Origin of the sequence: Paraburkholderia sp. HP33-1 (assembly GCF_021390595.1) — a bacterium.
Lineage (GTDB): Bacteria > Pseudomonadota > Gammaproteobacteria > Burkholderiales > Burkholderiaceae > Paraburkholderia.
Genome location: NZ_JAJEJR010000003.1, coordinates 767,317 through 788,702, shown reverse-complemented (window position 1 = coordinate 788,702; position 21,386 = coordinate 767,317). Strand labels below are relative to the sequence as shown.

Genomic DNA, 21,386 nt, shown 5'->3' with positions numbered 1-21,386 from the left:
GTCGTCCCCTTCATGTACTCAGCGTGATCAAACGTTCTTCGCTCATCTCTCGCACGGCATAGTGCGGGCCTTCCCTGCCGAAGCCTGAATCCTTGCTGCCGCCGTAGGGCATCAGATCGACGCGCGAGCTCGAGGTCTCGTTGATGTGCACGCCGCCGACCTGCAGCCGGCGCGCGGCCTTCAATGCCGCGTCGAGGCGGTTCGTGAAGAGCCCCGTGGCGAGACCGTATGGCGTCGCATTGACGAGGTCGATAGCCTCGTCGAGCGTATCGAACGGCACCAGCGACATCACCGGCCCAAATACCTCCTTGCAACTGACCGGCGTGTCCGCAGCGACGTCGGCGAGCAACGTGGGCGGCACCAGCGCGCCTTGGCGCGCACCGCCTGCCAGCCGGCGCGCACCGCGGCACACCGCCTCGTCGATCCAGCGCTCGATGCGCTCGGCCGCCGCGAGGCTGATCACCGGGCCGACGAGTGTCGACGGCTCGCTCGGGTCGCCGTAGCACAGTTCATTGACCAGTGTGCTCAGTCTCGCTTCCACTTCGCCGATCCGGCTGCGATGCACGAGCAAGGTCTGGATCGACGTGCAGACCTGACCCGCCTTGCGGTAGCTCGCCGCGACGATTTTCGGCAGCGCCTGATCGAGGTTCGCGTCGTCGTCGACGATGGTAAACGCGATGCTGCCGAGTTCCATCTGCGTGCGGCGCAGCCCGGCGCGCTGCTGGATCGAGCGCCCGACCTCGGTGCTGCCCGTGAACGCGAAAAAGCGCACCGCCGGTTCGTCGATCAGCCAGCCGGCGACATCCGCGCCGCCGTGGACGACGTTGATGAGTCCTGGCGGCAAGCCCGCTTCGAGCAGGCTCGACGCCATCATGTTCGCGATGGCGGGCGTGTGCGTCGATGGTTTGAGCACGACGGCATTGCCTGCGGCGAGCGCCGGCGCCACCTTGTGCGCGACCGTGTTCAGCGGTGCGTTGAACGGCGTGATGGCGCAGACCACGCCGAGCGGTACCCGCATCGTGAAGCCGAGCCGGCCACCTTGTTGCGGTGCGCCGTCGAGCGGCACCATCTCGCCGGCGAGCCGGCGCGCCTCTTCGGCAGAGAGCCGGAAGGTTTGCAGGCAGCGCCGGACTTCGCCTTGCGCATCCGTGAGCGTAAACCCGCCCTCGGTCTGCAATGCGGCAACGAGCTTCGGCGTCTCGCGTTCGAGAATCGCCGCGGCGCGCTCGAGCACGGCGCCGCGTTCGTACGGTGTCAGCGTCGACGCTTCGAACGCGCGCTGCGCCGCGGCTACGGCGGCGCGCGCCTGCTCATGAGAGGCCACGTGCAGCCTTGCGCAGGGCGTGAGACGGTATTTGTCGAGGACCGCCATCTGGTCGCCGCCATCGGTCCAATGGCCGTCGATCAGCAGTCGTACTTCGGATAGCGAGGTGGGTGATTCAATCATCGAATTGAACTCCGTGCGATGGGGCCCAGTGTAGGTCCTTGCTTTCGCGAGCAAAACTAGTGATTTCCGAGAGCACCTATACGCTCAACTTATAGCCGGGCGCGTGCTGCGCCGCGATGCGACGGGCGTACAGACATCGGACAAGGCGTACTCCATCGACCAGACGTGGTCGTTCACGACGGGTCAGGTGACGACGGCAAAGCAGATCGGTGGTGCCGTTCCGCAGCAACATGAGGGGGCGCAGCCGAACTGAGGCAGATAACCCGCCTCAAGGTTATTGGAAATCGGTCGTTAATGAGCAGCGGAGCCGATGCATCCGTATCTCGCGCGGAAGGCGCTCCGCTGCCGGAGTCACGTCTCACCATAGGCTTCGTGAAAACAATACGGTGCGTGGCGATGCACCTTGCTTGCCGCAACAGCTGATTCCACCAATAAGAAGAGGATCAACGATGCCCAACCTCCGTCTCATTGCGGCCGCAGTGACACTGGCTAGCCTGGCGGCATGTTCGACCACCTACACGGTGGACGACGGCCGCCAGGTCGACGAGAAGCTTCTCGCACAGATTCGCACCTATGCTGATGGCGAACGGGCGCTGCGTCCGGCAATCGTTCGCTCGGCCGACCTCCACGATCAGGACTGCTCCCACCAGTGGGAGCTGCCATTCGACGCCTACACGACCTACCCCCTCAAGGATGATGACGCGAAGGTGGCGTGGGTGCGCGGCGCGGGCATCGACGAGCATCTGCGCGTGATCGCGACGTCGGCCGCGGCTGATCTTGCCGTCGGCGACATCCTCGCGGAGATCGACGGGTACGAGTCGAAGAACGCCGTGAAGATGCAAAAAGAGCTGATCTCCGATCGCGATCATGGCAAGCCCTTCGACGTGAAGCTTGAGTCGGGCCGCACGGTGAAAATCACGCCGGTCGAGGTCTGCCGCGGGCACATCGTTCTGGGTGAGCCCGGCAAGCATGCGGATGACCAGGAGTATCACTGGCTTGCCGTCCATCAGCCGCTGCAGATCGCGGCGGCTCACCTGAGTCCGGACGAGGCGCAATGGGTCGTGCTGTGGACCCAAGGCCTCAGTGAAGAGGCAGGCGTACGGATGCGTGTATGGAAGACGGGTGTTGGGCTGGTCACATTCGCGGGTGAGGTGGCGTTGACTGTAGCGACCGCCGGCGCCGCGGCGGCCGCGGCCGCAGGTGCGACGGCCGCAGGTGCGGCGGCTGGGGCTTCGGTCGGCGCCACCCTCGGCGCGGCGGCAACGAGCATGGCCTTAGTCGTGTTGCCGCGCGAGGCGGCTTCGATTGCCGGGTATGCGGTGTCCAATACCGCGAGCCTTCACGGTATCAACTGGGTGGCGTCCACGGGATTCCACAAGGCCGACAAATGGGCGTTTGCCCATATGGACAAACTCGGCATGAACCCGGCTGCCGGGGAAGCTCTCGAAAAGCACCTCGCGTCCGCCGGCTCGACCCGCAATGCCTTCCTGCTCGATGACGAGCGGGAAAAGCAGATGTCGACCCTTCTGGCATCGCTGCCCGCACAGACTCAACCGGTTCAGGCGAAAGACGAAAATGCGCCGGCGCCCACGTTGCCGGCGGGGTCGACAGCGCCGGTCGAGTTATCGACTGCGCCCGGTCCGGTTCAGGCTGAGACCGTCGCCGCGCCGATCGACGACTCCTCGATCCATCAGGCCGAGACGATCCAGTAGCAGACTGGAGACCTTGCTGCTGAATCAGTCGGGGCAACGGAGGCAAGGTACGCCCACGCTCGAAGCGACTGATGGTTTCCTGCTCGACGCCCAACACTTCTGCAGGGCGTTCCTGGGTCAGCTCGCGGGCAAGCCCGTCATGCGCAGTCGCCTTTCCCACCTTCTTTGCCACTTTCTCCATCTGCGTCGCCATATCCAAGCAAGTTGTCGTAAACCGGCATGCAGCGTGGTACTGGCGCGCAACCAGGGTAACGATACTGAATGTCGCAATGAGATATTTTGTGAATATCCCTCTGTCCATGGCAGGAAGAAAGTTACGGAAAGGAAGCGGAGGCATCACCTCGACAGGCGATAAGTCGCGAAATGTCGTGCAGAAAAAAATCTAATCGCATAACCAGAAGCACATCGCGGCCCATCTGCCTAAAGTCTGAGAAACAGGCTGCCGATATTCACCATGCCGTCCTAATTTCGTGGAACAGGGGCGGATGAAGATAATCTGAGTAATTTGAGAGCTTCGCACCAGACGGGGGAGAATTGAAGGGAACGATACTTGTAATGGCCGGCATTGCGCCCGTGCTCGCACTGACCGCAGGCACGAAGAATAAACAACGGCAAAAACCGACAGAAATGAAATCCCTACGAATCGCCGCACTGCTCTCTTCCGTCGCATTTACCGCGATGACGACCGGATGTGCAACCATCACCGGCGGAACCACACAGAATGTATCGGTGACGACGCAGAAAGCTGCTGCCGACATCGCTGGAGCAAACTGCGTATTGACAAATTCCGAGGGCAACTACGAAGTTACAACGCCAGGTCGTGTCAAGGTGCATCGCGCGAAGGATGACCTGAACGTCAAGTGCACCAAGCCCGGCGAACCGGACGCGACGACTACCGTTCAATCATCGACTCGCAAGGGCGCACTTGCCGGCAACCTCATCATGACCGGAGTCGTCGGCACACTCGTCACTGGCGGTATCGACCGCGCTACCGGCGCGTGGTGGGCCTATCCCGATGACATTACGGTGTCTTTCGGCAATCCGGAAACGCAGCAACCGGTTGCCAACGCATCGGTACCTGCTGCCAGGTCAACACCGGACGTCGGGAGCGATTCAACGGCGTCAACGAATTCCGCCTCGACTCACTCGGACTGACCTCACCGGCATCGGAGTACTGTGCCAGGACGGGCGCTTTGTGGACCCTGGTCCGGCAAGGCGGTAACACGTTCCTGCTCGACACGGACCAACAAAAGCAGATGGATACCCTGATAGCGAGCCTACAGGCAAACGCATCCCGACACGAAGAACTGCCTGTGTCTTCTGACACGGCTGCAAACACGCCCGGTGCGGAGGTGGGGGCGCCTATCGCGGAACCCACAACCGCCTCGCCGCTGGAAGCTCTTCCGACTGAGTCGCCGGCGCAATCCGCTCAAGGTGTTTCGATGGCGGACAAATCGGCGGCCAACTCACAAGCTACCAGTTGAATTGTCGCCTGCTCGCCCTCGCATTTTCATCCGAACGACCTCCCCGACCGGCATGCGCATTACGCGGCCTCCAGCGTCTGAAAAAAACAATTTGATAGACACAAGACGACAATGAACAAATCTCTAATCGCAGTAAGCATGTGCGTTCTCCTCTCCGCCTGTGCCGCTAATCGTGACGGCGTGGGCATTGGCTTTGGCTCGGGTCCTAACGCATCGGAACTGGCGAAGGCCCGTTCTGAAATGGAGCAAAGCGCGCTTTCGACGTCGGCCAAGCACGTGGCCAATGCGGTCCTGACCAGGAATTCACGCGGCGGACTCGTCCTGATTGGCACCGTCGGTCCCTTACGCACGTACGATGGCGACGACGCCCGGAAAAATTACGAGAAAGGCTATGTGAATAGTGCCAGGCAGTGGCATCCGGAACACCCGGAGCCCTATATGACCGAAGCCGACTACACACAGCAGGTCGCGGGATGGACGAGCGTTGAGACCTATTCCATTCCCGGCGTCATGAGCATGCGAGTTCCAGCACAGGTTCCCTATTCGGTCGTGAAGGAAATTTCGTTTCCCTCCACGTTCGCATCATTGATGATTCAAAAGACGGGTGACCTCGTCGCGGGACTCTCGAACGATGACGGTTGGGTATTCGTCACCCAGGTCCTGTGCAAGGACTCGACTACCGAAGACGGCGGGAAGAGTTATCGCGTGTGCGCCGCCAACTATGAACGCGGGCGATTCGACGCTGCTACCGGACGTGAACTCGACACCAGTCTCGCCCCGAAGGAGAATGGGACGATGATTGACACTTCGACTTACAAACGACTCCCACCTGCATCGACAGCAAACCGCTGACCCTTTGCCGCCGAAGAGGTGGAGAGATTGAGACACGCTGCAAGTCCGCATCACTGCGTCTAACACGCGGAGCTTCGGCTCCGCGTCATGCAAAGACACATCATGCGTTATGCGATACGCAAAGCCGTTATTCGATTCGTTTTTCTGGAAGTTCTCACGGCCGCTATTTTTTCCCCAACTTTCCGGATTGCCTTGCGAACGCCGTTTCGGTCTTTGCCGTGCTCCAGCCCAGCGCGTGCGTGTAACGCCCCATGGGCAGGTACTCACCGGTCGTCTGGAATCGTCTTTCCGGGAAGGGGGTGGCACAACCGCTGAATCCAGCTTATCGAAGTTAGAACGAGCTACGCTCTTAAGGTACACGTCGACCAAGTCACCATCGTGCAAACGACCGATGCCGTCAGGAACTCGGTCGGTCGTACTGATGGGGACACCCTCCCGCCCAAATCAAGGCGGCGGGAGGCATGGCAATAGCCTGTTAGAACACGCCCGAAACAACTCGCACGAGACCGCTACGCAGCGGCGTGACCGCGTCGTTGAAGTCGAGGTTCACCTTGTTCGCGACGCTCATCACGCGCGTCTGGTAGGTGCGGTAGTCCGTGTCGTCGTTGTAGGTAACAGTCGTGCCGCCACTGTTGCCCTGGTGCACGTTGTGCATCGAGCTTTCGTGGCTCTTCACGCCGCTGCGCTGACGCTCCTTGATCTGCACATCCGTGATGGCCGTGTAATACACGTCCTTCACCGCTGAGTTGGCGACCAATTCGACCAGTCCGCCAGCGAGGCCCGCGCCGACAATCGCGCCATTGCGAGCCCCCATGCCGGCAGCGGCGCCCGCCGCCAGGAACGCGCTGCCAAGCGGCGCGCCGTACCCGCCGAACGCCATATGCGCAGCCGACGCCGACACCTTGCCAACTTGCAGAATGTTCGCCTGCAGGATGAATTGCGCCTTGTCCGGGTCGGTGACAACGCGGTAGCCCTTGGCCGCGATGGCCGACGTGACGTCCGCCGCAATATCAAAGTCCTGCTTGTCGGACGTATTGCGCACTTGAACGAAGATGGTTCGCTTGGCTTCCGGCGTCGGGTCGAGGAAGATGGTGTCGGACATCTTCGTCTGGACATCCAGCTCGCGCTTCTCGATGGCTAGCTGGGTGGCTGCGCACCCTGCGAGCAGACTGGTCGAACCAATTGCCGCCAGAGATGCGGCGACGAAAATAGTTTTTGCGTAACGCTTCATTTTTTTTCTCCGTGAGCCATAACAGCGAGCATGTAGTGTGGTTTTGCACGCAAACTTTCTTATCGGCATCTCACGCGGAAAATTGAGGGGCCTTATCAACCGCGTGGTGGTTGGACTCCCGATTGCACGCGCGGCAACTGTTAAATAACGACGAATCGCCGCACTGCTCTCTGCCGTCGGACTGACCGTGATGACAACCGGATGCGCGACTGTCACCGGCGGAACGACACAGATGTCTTCGGCGAAAACACAGAAGAACTCCGCCTACATTGATGGCGCAACATGCGTTCTCACAGATTCGGAAGGGAAGCCGGTTCGTGAACAGCCGCCCTGCGGGATCGGTGTGCGTCGGGAAACGCAAACGTTTGGCGAGGCAGTCGTCCTGTTTGCTGTCGGTGGAAGCATTGCCGAAGCTGGCCGGGAAGCAGAAAGCCGTGCGGCAACCGCGCTTGCTGACACATGGGTGTAATGCCAGGTTGCTGCAATCCACGCTGCCGTATCTGGCATCTTTTTTTCGCGACTCTGCGCGCGATAAAAAATAAGCGTGGTGGGTTGCTCCGGACTCATCGTACGCATAAGCCTATCCCCAAGAGGAATTCAAGAGCCATGGCTTCAATGATCCAGCGGACGACCCTGTTCGCCTGCCTCCGCGCGGCTTGCATCGCGGCATGCCTGTCCATCGCTGCACCTGGAGCCCATGCCGCGGATCTCGTGATCGCAGGCCGGGACGACATCTACGGCCGCGGTCTCGCGCAAGCGGTGGACGGCTACAAGAAACAGCACCCGGGCGTCGACATCGAGTTGCTGAAGCTGCCGAACAACGACCTCTATCAGAAGCTGAAGCTCTCGTTGCGGGAAAACACGCGCGCCTATGACCTGGTCATGATGGACGACACCTGGTCTCCTGAATTCATCGCCAACGGATGGCTTCAGCCGCTGCCCGCCACGCTCGCGGATGCCGACATGGTGACCTCCACGGTCTCCCTGGGACGCGCGCCGACGGGCACCTTGTACGCGATGCCGATAGTCGGCAACGTCGAGATGTTCGCCTATCGCAAGGATCTGCTGGCGAGTCGCGGCCTGCAGCCGCCGCGCAACTGGGACGACGTGCTGAAGATCGCACAAACCATCGGTGCCGCCGACAAGGACGTTTCGCCTGTCGTGTTTCGCGGCGTAAAGGGCAACCCCGTCGTCACCGGTTTTCTGCCGATCCTGTGGGCGTATGGTGGAGAAGTCGTCGACGCGGACGGCAAGGTCACGATCGATTCACCAGAGGCGCTGACGGCGCTGAAGATGCTCCTCGCCCTCAAGAAGTGGGCACCGAAGGACGTCGACGTGTATGGCGCCGGCGAAGTGCGCGACGCGTTGCAGGGCGGCATGGCCGCTCAGGCCATCGAAGTGTGGCCCGCCTGGCTGCCTGCTCTCGACGATCCGGCGAAGTCGCGCGTCGTCGGCCAGATCGCGTTGCAACCTCCGCCCGGACAGGTCAAGGGGCCGGCGCCGATGCTCGGCATCTGGCAAATGGGCATTGCGAAAGATGCGGCGCATGCGAAAGTGGCCGCGGATTTCCTTGCCTATCTGACTTCGTCGGCCACGCAAACGCAACTTGCCATGCTCGGCATTCCGCCGACCCGCAAGAGCGTCTTCGCCAATCCGACGCTCGTCAAGCAATATCGCTGGTATCCGGACCAGCTCAAGGCGCTCGAAGCAGGCCGCGCGCGGCCTCGCGTTAAGGACTGGCAGCAGATCGAGGCAATTCTCGGCGACGCGTTGCAACTCGCGCTGACGGGGCAGGCCGCGCCCGACGCGGCCTTGCATCAGGCCGCGCAGAAGATCGCCCAGGCCAACGCGGTATCGCGGTGACCGCGCAAGCAAGCGTGGGAACGGATCGATGAGCCGGTTGCGGCGTTACCTGCCGCTGATCGTCCTGATGAGCCCTGCCGTGCTCGTGCTCGGCGTGCTGGCGCTCTACCCGGTGGCGCGTGTCCTGATCGATTCCGTTTGCTCGGTGGATTACGCGTCGGGACATCGCTCGTTCATCGGGCTCGCCAACTATCGATCGGTCATTGCGGACGACGAGTTCGGCACGAGTTTCGTCAATACGATCCAGTTCATGATCGTGGCCTCGATCGCTGAAGTCCTGTTCGGACTCGCGCTCGCGCTGTTGTTCGTCCGCGCGTTTCCGGGCCGGCGCATCGCGCTGCCGCTCGCCGTGCTGCCGATGATGCTCTCCACGCTCGTGTGCTCCGCCATCTGGCGCAACTGGCTCAACTACCGAGGCTTCCTGAATGCGCTGCTCGCGGCGGCGGATCTGCCGCCAGTGCCCTGGCTATCCGATCCGCACCTCGCGCTCTGGTCGCTGATGCTGGTCGATGTGTGGCAATGGACGCCGATGGCGTTCCTCGTCATCCTCGCGGGGCTACAGTCGATTCCGCCTGAAATCGCGGAAGCGGCGCGCATCGACGGTGCGAACGACTGGCAGTGCCTGCGCTACATCACGCTGCCGCTCGTTGCGCCGCAGGTCGCGCTCGCCATGCTGCTGCGGTCAATCGACACATTCAAGCTGTTCGACAAGGTGTACGCGTTGACGGGCGGCGGTCCGGGCAATGCCACGCAGACGCTGTCGACGTACATCTACGACACGGGCTTCCGTTTCTTCAACGTTGGGCCTGCCAGCGCGGCTTCGGTACTGATGCTGGTGACGTGCGCGGTGCTGGTCTCGGGATACATATGGAAATCGGCCGTCAAGCGCGACCGGTGATGCCGGCCGCGCGCTTTCAGGGTTTCGCGCGACGCTCATCCGGTGCCGCGGTACGTGGGCTGCTGCGGCTCGGCGCGCTAGCGGTGCTGCTGCTGCCGTGCGTATGGATGGTTGGTGCGGCCTTCACGCCAACGCTGGAACGCCTCGCTCATCCGCTTGCGTTGTGGCCTTCAGCGCCCACGTTCGAACATTTCGCAGCGGTATGGGAAAACGGCATGGCCCAGCCGGTGCTGAACTCGGTGTGGGTCGCGCTGGGCGCCACGTTGCTCGCACTCGCGCTGGCCTTTCCGGCCGCCTATGCCCTCGCGCGACTCGCATTTCCGGCGCGACTCGATCTGGTGTTCCTGATGCTCGTGCTGGCACTCAAGCTGATGCCGCCGATTACGGTGGCCGTACCGCTGTTTTCGCTGGCAAAGTGGCTTCATCTGCTCGATTCGCTGTTCGGTCTGATACTCGCGTATCAGTTGTACACGTTGCCGATGGCCATCTGGATGTTGCTGCCGTTCGTGCGCGATGTGCCGATCGAATTCGAGGAGGCCGCGGCGCTCGACGGCGCGAACCTCGCGCAGCGCATCGTCTTCATCGTCATGCCGCTTTGCGCGCCAGGTCTCGTTGCCACTGCCATCTTCGTGTTCATCATTGCGTGGAACGAGTTTCTGCTGGCGCTGCTGTTCGTCTCGTCGCCGAGTCATTTCACGCTCTCGCTCGCCATGGCGGGCTATGTCACCGAGAACGGTATCGACTGGGGAGAGCTGATGAGCGCGGGTCTGATTTCGTCAGTGCCGACGCTTCTGCTCGCGGGTTATGTGCAGCGCTATCTGATGCAGGGTTTTTCGGGCGGGTTGAAGTAGCGTGCGCCCTACCCTGATCGACCCCACCGTTTCGCTGGCTGACTGGATGTCGGCAATCGATGGCAACCGATTGCTTTGCGCACTGACCTTGCCGGGCAGCCACGACACCTGCGCCTACACAGTGGATGACCGGCTCGCACGCACGCAACAGGCCACGCTTGACGATCAGTTGCACCATGGCGTGCGGGTCCTCGACATTCGCTGCCGCCATGAGCGCGACCGCTTCGCGATTCATCACGGCGGCATCCCGCTGGGTCTCACCTTCGACGATGTGGTGCGGACCTGCGGTCAGTTTCTCGCGCGTCACCCCGGCGAATCTATCGTCATGTCGGTGAAGGACGAGTGGCCCGCGCGTGACTGCACCCGCACGTTTGCCGCGACCTTCGAATGGTACGTGGCGCAATACGCGGACGCGCGCTGGCACCTTGCCCCTGAACTGCTGCCGCTACGGGCGGTACGCGGGAGCATCGTGCTGCTGCGGCGCTTCACGAGCGAAAAACCGCTCGGCATCGATCTGACGGCCTGGTCCGACAACGCGATGTTCGATATCGACAATGTGCCGGCGCCGTTCACCATTCAGGATGAGTTTCGCGTGCCGGTGCCGGCATCGATCGCTTACAAATGGCACGCCATCGATTCGCTGCTGGACCTCGCTCCCGGTCTGTGCGGCGAACGTTGGGTCATCAACTTTTGCAGCGGCACCGGGATGGCGGCACCGCCGGTCGTCGTGGCGTTGGGCGATGCACAGCATCGTGGTATTCACGAGCGTCTTGTCGAGCGACTCGCGGCGCGTTCGGAGCCGTCCGGCAGCGTGATGCTCGATTTTTGCGACTGGAAGAACTGGTGCCTCGTTCGTGCGTTGATCGGATGTAACTGGAGTCGGTAAGGCACATTCTTATCATAAGGTGCCGATCTACGCGTTAAACTTGGCCGCATGAAGACGCACCGCCTCCCTTTACCCTCCCCTCGCATCGAAGAACCGCCAGGCTTCCCCGCTGCCGACGAGCTCGCCGTGCTGCGCGCCTGGTACGCCGGACTGCCCGTGCGCAAAGCGGTCGAGCGCTATCAGCCTGCGTCGCTTGGCGACGGCAAATCCGCGCGCGGGGTGCTCGGACGCATCCGGCGCAGGCTGATCGCACTCGCGCGGGCCCTGCATCGTGACGATCTTGCAGCCCTGTTCGATCACCCCGCGGACGATCGGGCGCACCACGCGAAGGCAGTCGCGCAGGCCGTCGATGTGCTGCGCTCGGCGCGTCCGCCCGAACCGCAAATCACCGACGACATCGCGCAATGGCTCGCACCGCGCGCCGTGCGAGTGCTGCATGCTCACGACATCAACACGCTCGCCGATCTGACCGTACGCATCCCGCGTCGCCGCCAGTGGTGGAAAGCCGTACCGGGCCTCGGCGCGGCGAGCGCCCGCGCAATCGAGCAGTTCTTCGCGGCGTGGCCTGCTCTCACTGAAAAGGCGCGTGCGCTCATCATCGCGAGCCGCCGCGGCGAGCTCGTGCCGTGGGAATCGCTGCAGGTGCCGCACGAAGTCGATGGCTCCCAGGGTACATTCCGCGCACCGAAGGCTGCGTGCACACTTGACGCCGCCAACGACTACGAAGCGGTGCAGACATGGCTTGCACTGCACGAATCACCCGCCACGCAGCGCACCTATCGCAAGGAAGCCGAGCGCCTGATCCTGTGGGCGATCGTGGAGCGCGGCCGCGCGTTGTCCTCACTCACGACGGAAGACGCGATCGCCTATCGCGCGTTCCTGCGCCACCCGTCGCCGCGCGAGCGCTGGATTGGACCGGTGCGTGCGCGCACGTCGCTGGACTGGCGGCCGTTCAACGGCAGCCTGTCGGCCCGCTCGGTCGCGCATGCGCTGTCGATTCTGGGCGCGCTGTTCCGCTGGCTCATCGAGCAGCGCTACGTGCTCGCCAATCCGTTCGCCGGCGTGAAGGTGCGGGAGGCCGCCCGCGCCAACGCGCTGGACACTTCGCACGCGTTCAGCGAGGGCGAATGGATGCTTGTGCGCACGATCGCCGATGGACTCGAGTGGTCGTATGGCTGGTCAGCCCCGGCCGCGCAGCGGCTGCGCTTTCTGCTCGACTTCGGCTACGCGACGGGGCTGCGCGCGAGCGAACTCGTCAGCGCGACGCTCGGGCACGTCGAGACCGATCCGCGCGGCGATCACTGGCTGCGCGTGCGGGGTAAGGGAAACAAGCTGGCGCGCGTCGCTCTGCCGCCGCTCGCGTGGGACGCCCTTGCGCGCTACCTGGCTGAACGGGACCTGCCCATCACGCCTGTGCGCTGGCGGCCTGAAACGCCGGTCATCGGCAGCCTCGAAGCAGACAGCGATGCGGCGATCAGCAGCGTGCGCCTATGGGGTGTGCTCAGGCGCTTCTTCCTGGTCGCCGCGAAAAGTATCGAAGCCGATCATCCGCCGCTTGCGGACACGCTGCGTCGCGCGAGTCCGCACTGGATGCGCCACACCCACGCGACGCATGCGCTCGGGCGCGGAGCGGAACTGACGACCGTGCGGGACAATCTGCGGCACGCTTCGATCGCGACGACGTCGATCTATCTGCACAGCGATGAGGTGAAGCGGGCACGGCAGATCAGCGACGTGTTCGCTGCGCGCAAGTGAAGTCGTATAGTCGGCGATGCCAAGGCCGAGCACCATGACAGTCAGCGCCGGCGCGAGGCCGAGGTAATACTCGACCCGCAACGCGACAATTCGGACCGAACCTACATGATTTTGAGACAGCGAGACTTATGCTCTATTCAAACTTAACGGAGCTAATCATGAGTCCCATCACCCTGATCGAAACCACCCACCTTTACAACCGCGCGGGCATTACACGTCATAGTCATTTCCGCCTGAAACCTTCACGTCTGCTTGCGTTTGTGCGCAAACTATTCGCTGCACGTCGTCAGTCCTGAACACAGCGGCTGTCAACGCGGCCGCACTATCACAGTACAGAAGCTGCTTCGGATTTCGCCGCTTCTGCCGCAGCCACGCTTCCATCCCAGTTGGGCAACTCAAGGCCCGTTCCTTCATCAGCCGGACGCCAAACTGCGACCGTCCAGCTGACAGCGATCACCAGGTTCACGTCGACACCTAAACGAAACGCGCTTCGTTCAGATCGGAGAGAAGTGTCGGACCTGTCGGTTGCCAGCCCAACCGCGCCCGCGTCTGCGCACTTGATGCCGGCATATCGAGCGCGGCGAACATCGCCATCCATCCGAAGTACGACGGCGCTTCCTCGCGCGCAATCGAGACGACAGGCACCTTCAGGCCCCGCCCCAGCGCCTCGGCAATCTCGCGGGCACTGACACCTTCTTCGCCGACCGCGTGATAGCGTGCACCGCGTTCGCCCTTCTCGATCGCCAGCCGGTACAGTCGCACGACATCCGACAGATGTCCCCCCGGCCAGCGGTTACTGCCATCCTCCACATAGGCGCACACGCCTTTCTCCCGCACGATCTGGATGAGCGGCGTAATAAGGCCTTGCCTGTACGGGTTATGCACCTGCGGCAGGCGCATCACCGACACATTGACGCCCGCCTCCAGCAGTGCATTGCCGGCCAGCTCAGATCCAATGCGCGGGTTCGGGTGATCAGTGTTGAACACATCCTCGATGGCCGGCTGCCCGTTATCGCGGCTGCCAACGCCCGTGCCTGACGTGATCAGAAGCGGACGATCCGAGCCGGCCAGCGCCGAACCAAGTGCCTCGATCGCGCGCTTGTCCTTCTCGCAGTTCTCCACGAAGTGCGAGAAATCATGATCGAACGCAAGGTGGATGACGGCATCTGCCTTCGCGGCGCCGATGCGCAGGCTGTCGGTGTCTTCGAGCGTGCCGCGATGGACGTCGGCGCCCGCTGCGCTCAGCGCCCGCGCGCCCTGATCAGACCGGGTCATGCCGATAACCTGATGCCCGGCTTCGATAAGTTCGGGCACCAAAGCCGAGCCGATAAACCCGGTTGCTCCCGTCAGAAAGATTCGCATGGTCAAGTCTCCAGGATAGCCACCCGCGCACTATGCGATCATTCACTATGCTATTGAAGTAGTGAGCTTATCCCGGTAAAGCGACTAACAGGTTAATCATCCCAGTGAACACCGCCCAAACTCTCGGGGACTTCCTGCGCAGCCGCCGCACGCGGCTCGATCCGGCCAGCTTCGGATTCTCGGGCCGCAGGCGTACGCCCGGACTGCGCCGGGAAGAAGTGGCCCAGCGCGCGAATATCAGTTCGACGTGGTACACGTGGCTCGAGCAGGGCCGTGGCGGCGCGCCTTCCGCCGCGGTGCTGGAGCGCATCTGTGCCGCGCTGATGCTGACGAATACCGAGCGCGAGCATCTTTTCATGCTGGGCCTCGGTCGACCGCCAGAGGTGCGCTACCAGTCAACCGATGGAGTGGACCCGCGCTTGCAGCGCGTGCTCGATTCGCTCGACGCCAGCCCGTCGATCATCAAGACCGCGACGTGGGACGTCATAGCGTGGAATCCTGCCGCAGCTATCGTGCTCACCGACTACAGCACGCTGCCGCCGGGCCAGCGCAACATCCTCCGCTTCCTGTTCGGCGACCCGGCCGTCCGGGCAAAACAGCACGACTGGGAGAGCGTCGCGCGCTTCGTCGTGGGGACGTTCCGCGCGGACGTTGCACGCGCCGGGCTCGCTTCCGAAGTGGGCGACATGGTGGATGATCTGTGCCGCACCAGCCCTGATTTCGAGCGGATGTGGCGAGAAAACCAGGTATTCAGCCATAGCGAAGTAGAGCACGTTAAGCGCCTTTTGCATCCCCAGTTCGGAACCATCGAGATGGAGTTTTCACTATTCGCCGTCGATGGCCGGCCAGACCTGAGCATGCTCGTGTACACACCGCTCGACGCGCAAATCGCAATGCGCATTCGCAGTGCCGTCAATTCTCCGCCAAAGACGAGCCGTCTTTCGGCCTGACATATGGCCGACCCAGCTTCCGAGTACCCGACTACGCTAGTCAGATAACCGTAAAGAATTTAGGGTTATTGCCGTTAGAGCGCAAATTGACCGACATCCCGGCGCGCCCCAAATGGAGCGCCGCGCCTCGCTAACGACTTTCATGCGCAATAACCAGCCCGTAACCCAACGCGAATTCGATTTCTCCGCCTCCGACATGCTTGTCTCGGCGACTGACGTGAAGGGAAGAATCCAGTACTGCAACCCCGCTTTCATCGCGATCTCAGGCTACGCGCGAGAAGAATTGCTCGGCGCGCCACACAATATCATCCGGCATCCCGACATGCCACGCGAGGCCTTCGCCGACCTGTGGAACAGTCTCCAGGCGGGTTACCCGTGGACGGGGCTCGTGAAAAACCGCCGCAAGAACGGTGACCATTACTGGGTATGCGCGAACGTCACACCGGTCGTTGAAAACGGAAAGACCGTCGGCTATCTGAGCGTCCGTACCAAGCCTTCGCGTGACGAAGTCAGGCTCGCCGAGTCGACCTACACGCAGATGCGCGAAGGCGCTTTGCGCTCGCACAAGTTGCAACGTGGAAAACTGGTGCGTACCGGGCTAGCCGGCAAGCTGCTGGCACTAACGCGTTTCTCCGTGGTGGCGCGCATCGCGATCGGCTATGCGATCGCGCCACTTGCACTCCTGCTCGTGGGTGCATTCCAGTACGATGGGATGCCGCCGTCGCCGTTCTGGACCGCGGCGGCAATCTCCGCTGTGCTGGCCGGGTGCGCCTGGTTCGCGCTCAATAAGCAATTGGGTGCGCCGATCGCGCGGCTGTCCAATCTCGCCACCCGAATGGCTGCCGGTGATTTGACCGTTGAAATGAACGTTTCGAGGAACGGCGATTTCGCAGATGTGCAGAGCGCCCTGAACCAACTCAAGGCGAACCTTGGAGCCATCGTGCTGGACGTGCGAGGGCAGATTGGCCAGGTGGTCGACGCCGCTCGCGAAATGTCGAGCGGCAATGCCGATCTGGCACGTCGCACTGAAATGCAAGCCGCCTCGCTCGAGGAAACGGCAGCGACAATGGAGCAATTCACCACGACCGTTAAAGCCAATGCAGACGCAGCCGCGTCTGCGCTCGGATTTGCCCGGGAGGCGCAGGACGCCGCGGCGCTTGGCGGTGAGATCGTGGGTCACGTTGAGCGCACCATGTCCGGCATCACATCGGCGTCGAAGCGTATTGCCGATATCACAGGCGTGATTGATGGAATCGCCTTTCAGACCAACATCATTGCATTGAACGCGGCCGTTGAAGCCGCCCGTGCTGGCGATGCCGGTCGATCGTTCGCGGTCGTCGCCACCGAAGTCCGCATGTTGGCGCAACGTTGCGCGGAGTCTGCGAAGCAGATCAAGTCCGTGGTGGATCTGACCGTCGCGGAAGTCTCGCAAGGAACGGAACTGATCGACCGTACCGCGTCGCAGATGAAAGTGATTGACGAGACGGTCAGACGCGTACTCACCATCATCGACGATGTCTCCAATGCAAGCGACGAGCAGGCCAAGGGCATCACGCAAGTGAATCAGGCAATCACCCACCTCGATAGCGCGACCCAACAAAACGCCGCGCTCGTGGAGCAAGCGGCGGCCACCTCGCAGCGGCTGGTCGACTCGGCTCATGTCCTTGATGAAGCCGTGCGCCTTTTTACGATTGCCGGGTCAGCAGCCGGATCGTGACTGACACCGCCTGCGCCATCAACAAGCGATTCGCGAGCGGCGGCCCATCCTTCACAACACCGATGCCAGTTTGGGCAATCGAAGCAAAAGTCCAGCAATCAGATAGCACAGCGCGCAAGCGAGGCTACCCGTGATTGCGAACTTCAGGAAAGGCGCTGCCGGTACGTTTCTCCACGCCAACGCGACGGCTACCAGTACGGGCGGATGAATAATGTAGATCGTGTAGGCACGTCGCGACAGCGGTTGCCACACGCCAACCAGTCTGTCGAAGCGTTGTTGGAAATTTCTTGCAAGGAACAAGATCGTTCCCCAGGCGACAAATGGCTCCCAAAACGCGTAGACCATTGCGAGCGGACGACCGCGCAGTTCAGGAAAGTACCGGCCAATAAAGTAGACAAGCGGCAATATAGGTAACGTCATCAGGGTAACGCGCCACCATAGCCCGACTTGCCGTTCCGGCAAACGTTCGATCCAACGCGAGCGGGCTGTATGGCAACCTGCTGCGTATAACACGACATAGCTGGCAAAGTACCCGAGTTGAAGACCCCATACGTTGACCCCCACGGGCCATCTGGACCGCAATGCCAGCGCCCCGATACCAGTGAGCGACGCCGCACCGGCCAGCGTCTTATTGGACGGGAATCGTTCCCGAACCGGCCGGTCTGTTGAGTAATTCCTGGGGCGCGAGAATGCAGTGCTCCAAAGCGCGGCAGCCACACTGAAGATCAACAAGGCCTGGGCAAACCACATGGGTCCGTTTTCGAAAGTACCGTATCGCCAAAGATAGAGCAGCGTGCCAACGAACGAATGGCCTTGGCCTACCTGTGCTAATGCGATTGTCGCGGGTCCGATCAGAAAACCGTACACGAGTAAGGGAGCGCCAAGCCGCAGAAAGCGGTCGGCCACGAAACGGCCCGGCCCCTTGCGATCAATGGATCTTGACGTGTAGAGGCCCGCCAGGAAAAAAAACAGACCCATGAAGAACGCCTGATTGATCGTGCAGAAGAGCACCAACACCACGGATTCGACGGATTTATTCGGGGCTACCTCGTGGTAATACCACCCGCCGATCGCGCCGTAGGTAATTGCGCAGTGATGAAATACGACCAGCAACGTCAGGCAAGCCCGCAACGCGTCGAAACCGGCGTTTCGACGCGTCACTGTTTTACTCGACTCGACCGCGAGGTCGAGCGGGGCATTTTGAGTGCTCATTACACTGCCTTATCTGGTTCGTCAGCCATTGCCATTGCCCGTATAGAGACGGGACACAACCCTCTAACCCCTTCGGATTGAAGCGGATAACGCCGCGACGATGCGTGCTCGATTCCTGAACGCAAGACCGTAAAATACGCTGTCGTTCTTACAGCCCCCTAACCAGCTCGAAGGCTGCCGTAGCTCCGGTGTCAATGCAGCATCGTGATGGGCCTGGGACTCAGCCGCCACAACTTCGCAAGCATAGTTTGGCGGGTACTACCGGATAGCCACCTCAAAGGGTTGCGATTTCTTTCCAGGGGTATCGAATCTGCTTATCGGGGTCGACGCGAGACATCCTCAGAAGCGCTCCTGATGCCTGACTCGCGAGGTTCGCCAAGGCCTGCCGTTGCGAGGTTCCGCGGGAGACCATCGCCAGGGCGCGCGGGCGCGTTCACCAATGCGCGACGCAAGCAGAATATTGCGTATGTGGTTAACCCGCTCTTTCAACCCGCGGCGCGCGTGCTTATCGTGCTGGGTGCGGATTCGCGCGCAAGACGGCGCGTGACGTCTTCTGCAGCGAAGGGGCGACCGTCACATCGGCGTGTCGAAAAAGCGCTCGCAGAAGCGAACAGATACCTGCGCCGCCGGCATGGCCGGACGGGATCGCAGGCGAGCGGACCACAATCGAGAGGCCTCCGTAGAGGGGACTAAAAGATGTTCGGATGCAAGATGATTAACGTCAACGCCTTATCCGCCCGGCCTGCTCTAACGTTGGTCCTCGGGCGAGCGCACCGATCCCGTGACGGCTATGTCCATCCCGTCCACAGTCCCCGCGAAAAGATACAGCACGGCCAATAGCCACTGGCGGGCTCAGCGCGGCATTCGCCGTGACCGCCCCTGCCCCCAACCGACCAGCCAAACCCCGGCTTAGGGTGTGCAAACCGTTACGCCGGATCCCGTTCACCGTGTTCTCACAGACAGGAACGAGGGGTCCGATTTTCAACGTTGTTACGTGGGTTACTAGCAAGGAAATCGAATGCAAAACAAAAAGCGCACTTTGCTTAAAGCCGCGGCCGCACTCATGCTGGCAGGTTCGAGCGTGGTCGCCCATGCGGACGATGTGGTCAAGGTCGGGCTCATCGTCCCAATGAGCGGCCCGTTCGCTTCCACGGGGCGCCAGATCGACGCGGCGGTCAAGCTGTATATCGCCCAGCATGGCGACACTGTCGCGGGCAAGAAAATCGAAGTCATTCTGAAGGACGACACCAACGTTCCGGATACCACCAAGCGCCTTGCGCAGGAGCTGATCGTCAAGGATCACGTCTCCGTGCTGGCCGGCTTCGGGCTGACCCCGCTGGCACTCGCCGCCGCTCCGCTCGCGACCCAGGCGAAGGTGCCGATGGTCGTGATGGCCGCGGCCACCGCGATGGTCACGGAGCAGTCGCCTTACATCGTGCGCTCGGGCTTCACGCTGCCGCAGAACACGTTGGGCATCGCCCGTTGGGCGCCGAAGAACGGAATCAAGAAGGTGGTCACGCTGGTGGCCGACTACGGTCCCGGCATCGACGCGCAGAACTCCTTCAAGAAGGTCTTCGAAGCGGAGGGCGGCAACGTCGTCGAGCAACTGCGCGTGCCGGTCGCCAACCCGGACTTTTCGCCGTTCCTGCAGAAGGTCGCCGACCTCAAGCCTGACGCGCTGTTCATCTTCGTGCCGTCCGGCGCCGGCGCCGTGTTCATGAAGCAGTTCGCCGAGCGAGGCCTGAGCAAACAGGGCATCAAACTGATCGGTACCGGCGACGTGGTGGACGACGACATCCTGAACGCCATGGGTGACGTCGCGCTGGGCGCGGTGACATCGATGCACTACACGGCTGCGCTCGACAATCCCGAGAACCACGCCTACGTTACTGCTTTCGAAAAAGCCAACCCCGGCATGCGCCCGAACTTCCACAGCGTCGGCGCCTATGACGGCATGCACCTGATCTACGCGGCGCTGCAAGCCACCAAGGGCGACACCAGCGGCGACAAATTGCTGGCAGCCATGAAGGGGCAGAAATGGAACAGCCCGCGCGGCCCGGTGGAACTCGATCCGCAGACGCGTGAAATGATCCAGAACGTCTACATCACCCGGACGGAACGCGTGAACAACCAGCTGTTCAACGTGTCATTCGACAAGGTCGAGGCCGTCAAGGATCCCGCCAAGATCAAATAACTTCGTTAAAGCAAATCAGGCGGTATCCAGATACTTCGACTTGCCCGCCGCGCCCCTCGCACTGCCAGGGGCGCGGCGTTCTGGCGGTAAAAATTCATGCTAACCATTCTCTTCGACGGCATTGCCTACGGCATGCTTCTGTTCGTGCTGGCGAGCGGTCTGGCCATCACGCTGGGGTTGATGAATTTCGTCAACCTCGCGCACGGTGCCTTCGCCATGGTGGGCGGCTACGCCACCGTGCTCGCCATGTCGCGTCTCGGCGTCCCCTTCTTCTGCGCATTGCCCCTTGCGTTCGTCGCGTCCGCCGTACTTGGCGGCATTCTCGAACGCACGCTCTACAAGCGCGTCTACGGGCAATCCGAGCTCAACCAGGTGCTGTTCACGATCGGCCTGACCTTCATGGTCATGGCGACGGTCGACTACTTCATGGGTTCGAGCCAGCAGTTCCTGAACCTGCCGCAATGGCTCCAGGGCCGCACGGTGTTCGCCGGCATCGGCATCGGCTACTACCGGTTGTTCGTGATCCTCGTCTGCGTGGTACTCGTCATTGCGCTCCAGCTGATCCTCACCCGAACCCGCTTCGGCAGCCGCCTGCGTGCATCGGTCGATGATCCGCGCGCGGCGAGCGGCCTCGGCATCAACATCAACTTTGTGTTTCTGACCACCTTCGCATTCGGCTCAGGCCTCGCGGGCCTCGGCGGCGCGCTGGGCGCGAACATGCTGGGCCTCGATCCGATCTTCCCGCTCAAGTTCATGATCTATTTCCTGGTCGTGGTCGCGGTGGGCGGCACGACCTCGCTGACCGGTCCGCTGCTGGCCTCGCTGCTGTTGGGCATCGCCGACGTGGCAGGCAAGTACTACATCCCCGATCTGGGGGCGTTCATCATTTACGGCGTCATGATCATCACCCTGATGTGGCGACCACAAGGTCTATTCGTCAGGGCGGGGGGCAAATGAAGTCGGCAACTTCTA

19 protein-coding genes are annotated in these 21,386 nt (G+C 61.9%); 14 read left to right on the top strand and 5 right to left on the bottom strand.

Annotation, left to right across the window (positions count from 1 at the left end; all coding sequences use genetic code 11):
* Positions 1 to 10 precede the first annotated feature (10 nt).
* Positions 11 to 1,447, bottom strand: coding sequence for an aldehyde dehydrogenase family protein (locus L0U81_RS30580; protein WP_233809446.1), 1,437 nt, complete (start codon positions 1,445 to 1,447; stop codon positions 11 to 13).
* Positions 1,448 to 1,896: 449 nt separating this feature from the next.
* On the opposite strand from L0U81_RS30580, the gene L0U81_RS30575 reads away from it, so the two are divergent.
* The 3 genes from L0U81_RS30575 to L0U81_RS30565 all read left to right on the top strand — a co-directional run bounded on the left by L0U81_RS30575 (position 1,897) and on the right by L0U81_RS30565 (position 5,495).
* Positions 1,897 to 3,159 carry a YgdI/YgdR family lipoprotein gene (locus tag L0U81_RS30575; RefSeq protein WP_233809444.1) on the top strand — a complete coding sequence of 421 codons (1,263 nt, stop codon included), beginning with the start codon at positions 1,897 to 1,899 and terminating at the stop codon, positions 3,157 to 3,159.
* 555 nt (positions 3,160 to 3,714) lie between these two features.
* Complete coding sequence (locus L0U81_RS30570) at positions 3,715 to 4,314, top strand: hypothetical protein (RefSeq protein ID WP_233809442.1); 600 nt, start codon at positions 3,715 to 3,717, stop codon at positions 4,312 to 4,314.
* Between the two features lie 440 nt (positions 4,315 to 4,754).
* Complete coding sequence (locus L0U81_RS30565; protein ID WP_233809440.1) at positions 4,755 to 5,495, top strand: hypothetical protein; 741 nt, start codon at positions 4,755 to 4,757, stop codon at positions 5,493 to 5,495.
* Positions 5,496 to 5,970: 475 nt separating this feature from the next.
* Here the strand turns inward: L0U81_RS30565 and L0U81_RS30560 are convergent, their stop codons facing one another.
* A complete protein-coding gene (locus tag L0U81_RS30560; protein WP_233809438.1) occupies positions 5,971 to 6,726 on the bottom strand; it encodes a complement resistance protein TraT in 756 nt (251 codons plus the stop codon).
* A 232-nt stretch (positions 6,727 to 6,958) separates the two neighbouring features.
* Here L0U81_RS30560 and L0U81_RS30555 point away from each other — a divergent pair, with 232 nt between their 5' ends.
* From L0U81_RS30555 to L0U81_RS30525, 7 genes are all read left to right on the top strand, one after another.
* Positions 6,959 to 7,195 (top strand): hypothetical protein, encoded by a 237-nt coding sequence (locus L0U81_RS30555; RefSeq protein ID WP_233809436.1) that lies wholly within the window; start codon positions 6,959 to 6,961, stop codon positions 7,193 to 7,195.
* A gap of 137 nt (positions 7,196 to 7,332) precedes the next feature.
* Positions 7,333 to 8,589 (top strand): ABC transporter substrate-binding protein, encoded by a 1,257-nt coding sequence (locus L0U81_RS30550; RefSeq protein ID WP_233809434.1) that lies wholly within the window; start codon positions 7,333 to 7,335, stop codon positions 8,587 to 8,589.
* Between the two features lie 28 nt (positions 8,590 to 8,617).
* Positions 8,618 to 9,487 (top strand): carbohydrate ABC transporter permease, encoded by an 870-nt coding sequence (locus L0U81_RS30545; RefSeq protein ID WP_233809432.1) that lies wholly within the window; start codon positions 8,618 to 8,620, stop codon positions 9,485 to 9,487.
* The gene (locus tag L0U81_RS30540; RefSeq protein WP_233810068.1) at positions 9,487 to 10,338 is read left to right on the top strand and encodes a carbohydrate ABC transporter permease; all 852 of its coding nucleotides are present in this window, start codon (positions 9,487 to 9,489) and stop codon (positions 10,336 to 10,338) included. Before L0U81_RS30545 ends, L0U81_RS30540 begins: the two co-directional genes overlap by 1 nt.
* 1 nt (position 10,339) lies before the next feature.
* A complete protein-coding gene (locus L0U81_RS30535) occupies positions 10,340 to 11,224 on the top strand; it encodes a phosphatidylinositol-specific phospholipase C (RefSeq protein WP_233809430.1) in 885 nt (294 codons plus the stop codon).
* Between the two features lie 48 nt (positions 11,225 to 11,272).
* Positions 11,273 to 12,979 (top strand): site-specific integrase, encoded by a 1,707-nt coding sequence (locus L0U81_RS30530; protein ID WP_233809428.1) that lies wholly within the window; start codon positions 11,273 to 11,275, stop codon positions 12,977 to 12,979.
* 158 nt (positions 12,980 to 13,137) lie between these two features.
* A complete protein-coding gene (locus L0U81_RS30525) occupies positions 13,138 to 13,275 on the top strand; it encodes a hypothetical protein (RefSeq protein ID WP_233809426.1) in 138 nt (45 codons plus the stop codon).
* Positions 13,276 to 13,304: 29 nt separating this feature from the next.
* On the opposite strand, the gene L0U81_RS30520 is transcribed toward L0U81_RS30525, so the two are convergent.
* Positions 13,305 to 13,445 (bottom strand): hypothetical protein, encoded by a 141-nt coding sequence (locus L0U81_RS30520; RefSeq protein WP_233809424.1) that lies wholly within the window; start codon positions 13,443 to 13,445, stop codon positions 13,305 to 13,307.
* An 8-nt stretch (positions 13,446 to 13,453) separates the two neighbouring features.
* Positions 13,454 to 14,341, bottom strand: a complete 888-nt coding sequence (locus L0U81_RS30515) for an SDR family oxidoreductase (RefSeq protein WP_233809422.1) — start codon at positions 14,339 to 14,341, stop codon at positions 13,454 to 13,456.
* 104 nt (positions 14,342 to 14,445) lie between these two features.
* Here L0U81_RS30515 and L0U81_RS30510 point away from each other — a divergent pair, with 104 nt between their 5' ends.
* Together L0U81_RS30510 and L0U81_RS30505 are read left to right on the top strand one after the other, a co-directional pair.
* Positions 14,446 to 15,291, top strand: coding sequence for a helix-turn-helix transcriptional regulator (locus L0U81_RS30510; RefSeq protein WP_233809420.1), 846 nt, complete (start codon positions 14,446 to 14,448; stop codon positions 15,289 to 15,291).
* A gap of 142 nt (positions 15,292 to 15,433) precedes the next feature.
* Positions 15,434 to 17,008 carry a methyl-accepting chemotaxis protein gene (locus L0U81_RS30505; protein WP_233810066.1) on the top strand — a complete coding sequence of 525 codons (1,575 nt, stop codon included), beginning with the start codon at positions 15,434 to 15,436 and terminating at the stop codon, positions 17,006 to 17,008.
* 51 nt (positions 17,009 to 17,059) lie between these two features.
* On the opposite strand, the gene L0U81_RS30500 is transcribed toward L0U81_RS30505, so the two are convergent.
* Complete coding sequence (locus L0U81_RS30500; protein WP_233809418.1) at positions 17,060 to 18,220, bottom strand: acyltransferase family protein; 1,161 nt, start codon at positions 18,218 to 18,220, stop codon at positions 17,060 to 17,062.
* A gap of 1,018 nt (positions 18,221 to 19,238) precedes the next feature.
* Here L0U81_RS30500 and L0U81_RS30495 point away from each other — a divergent pair.
* Both L0U81_RS30495 and L0U81_RS30490 read left to right on the top strand, forming a co-directional pair.
* Positions 19,239 to 20,414 carry an ABC transporter substrate-binding protein gene (locus tag L0U81_RS30495; protein WP_233809416.1) on the top strand — a complete coding sequence of 392 codons (1,176 nt, stop codon included), beginning with the start codon at positions 19,239 to 19,241 and terminating at the stop codon, positions 20,412 to 20,414.
* A 96-nt stretch (positions 20,415 to 20,510) separates the two neighbouring features.
* Complete coding sequence (locus L0U81_RS30490; RefSeq protein ID WP_233809414.1) at positions 20,511 to 21,371, top strand: branched-chain amino acid ABC transporter permease; 861 nt, start codon at positions 20,511 to 20,513, stop codon at positions 21,369 to 21,371.
* Positions 21,372 to 21,386: the final 15 nt, after the last annotated feature.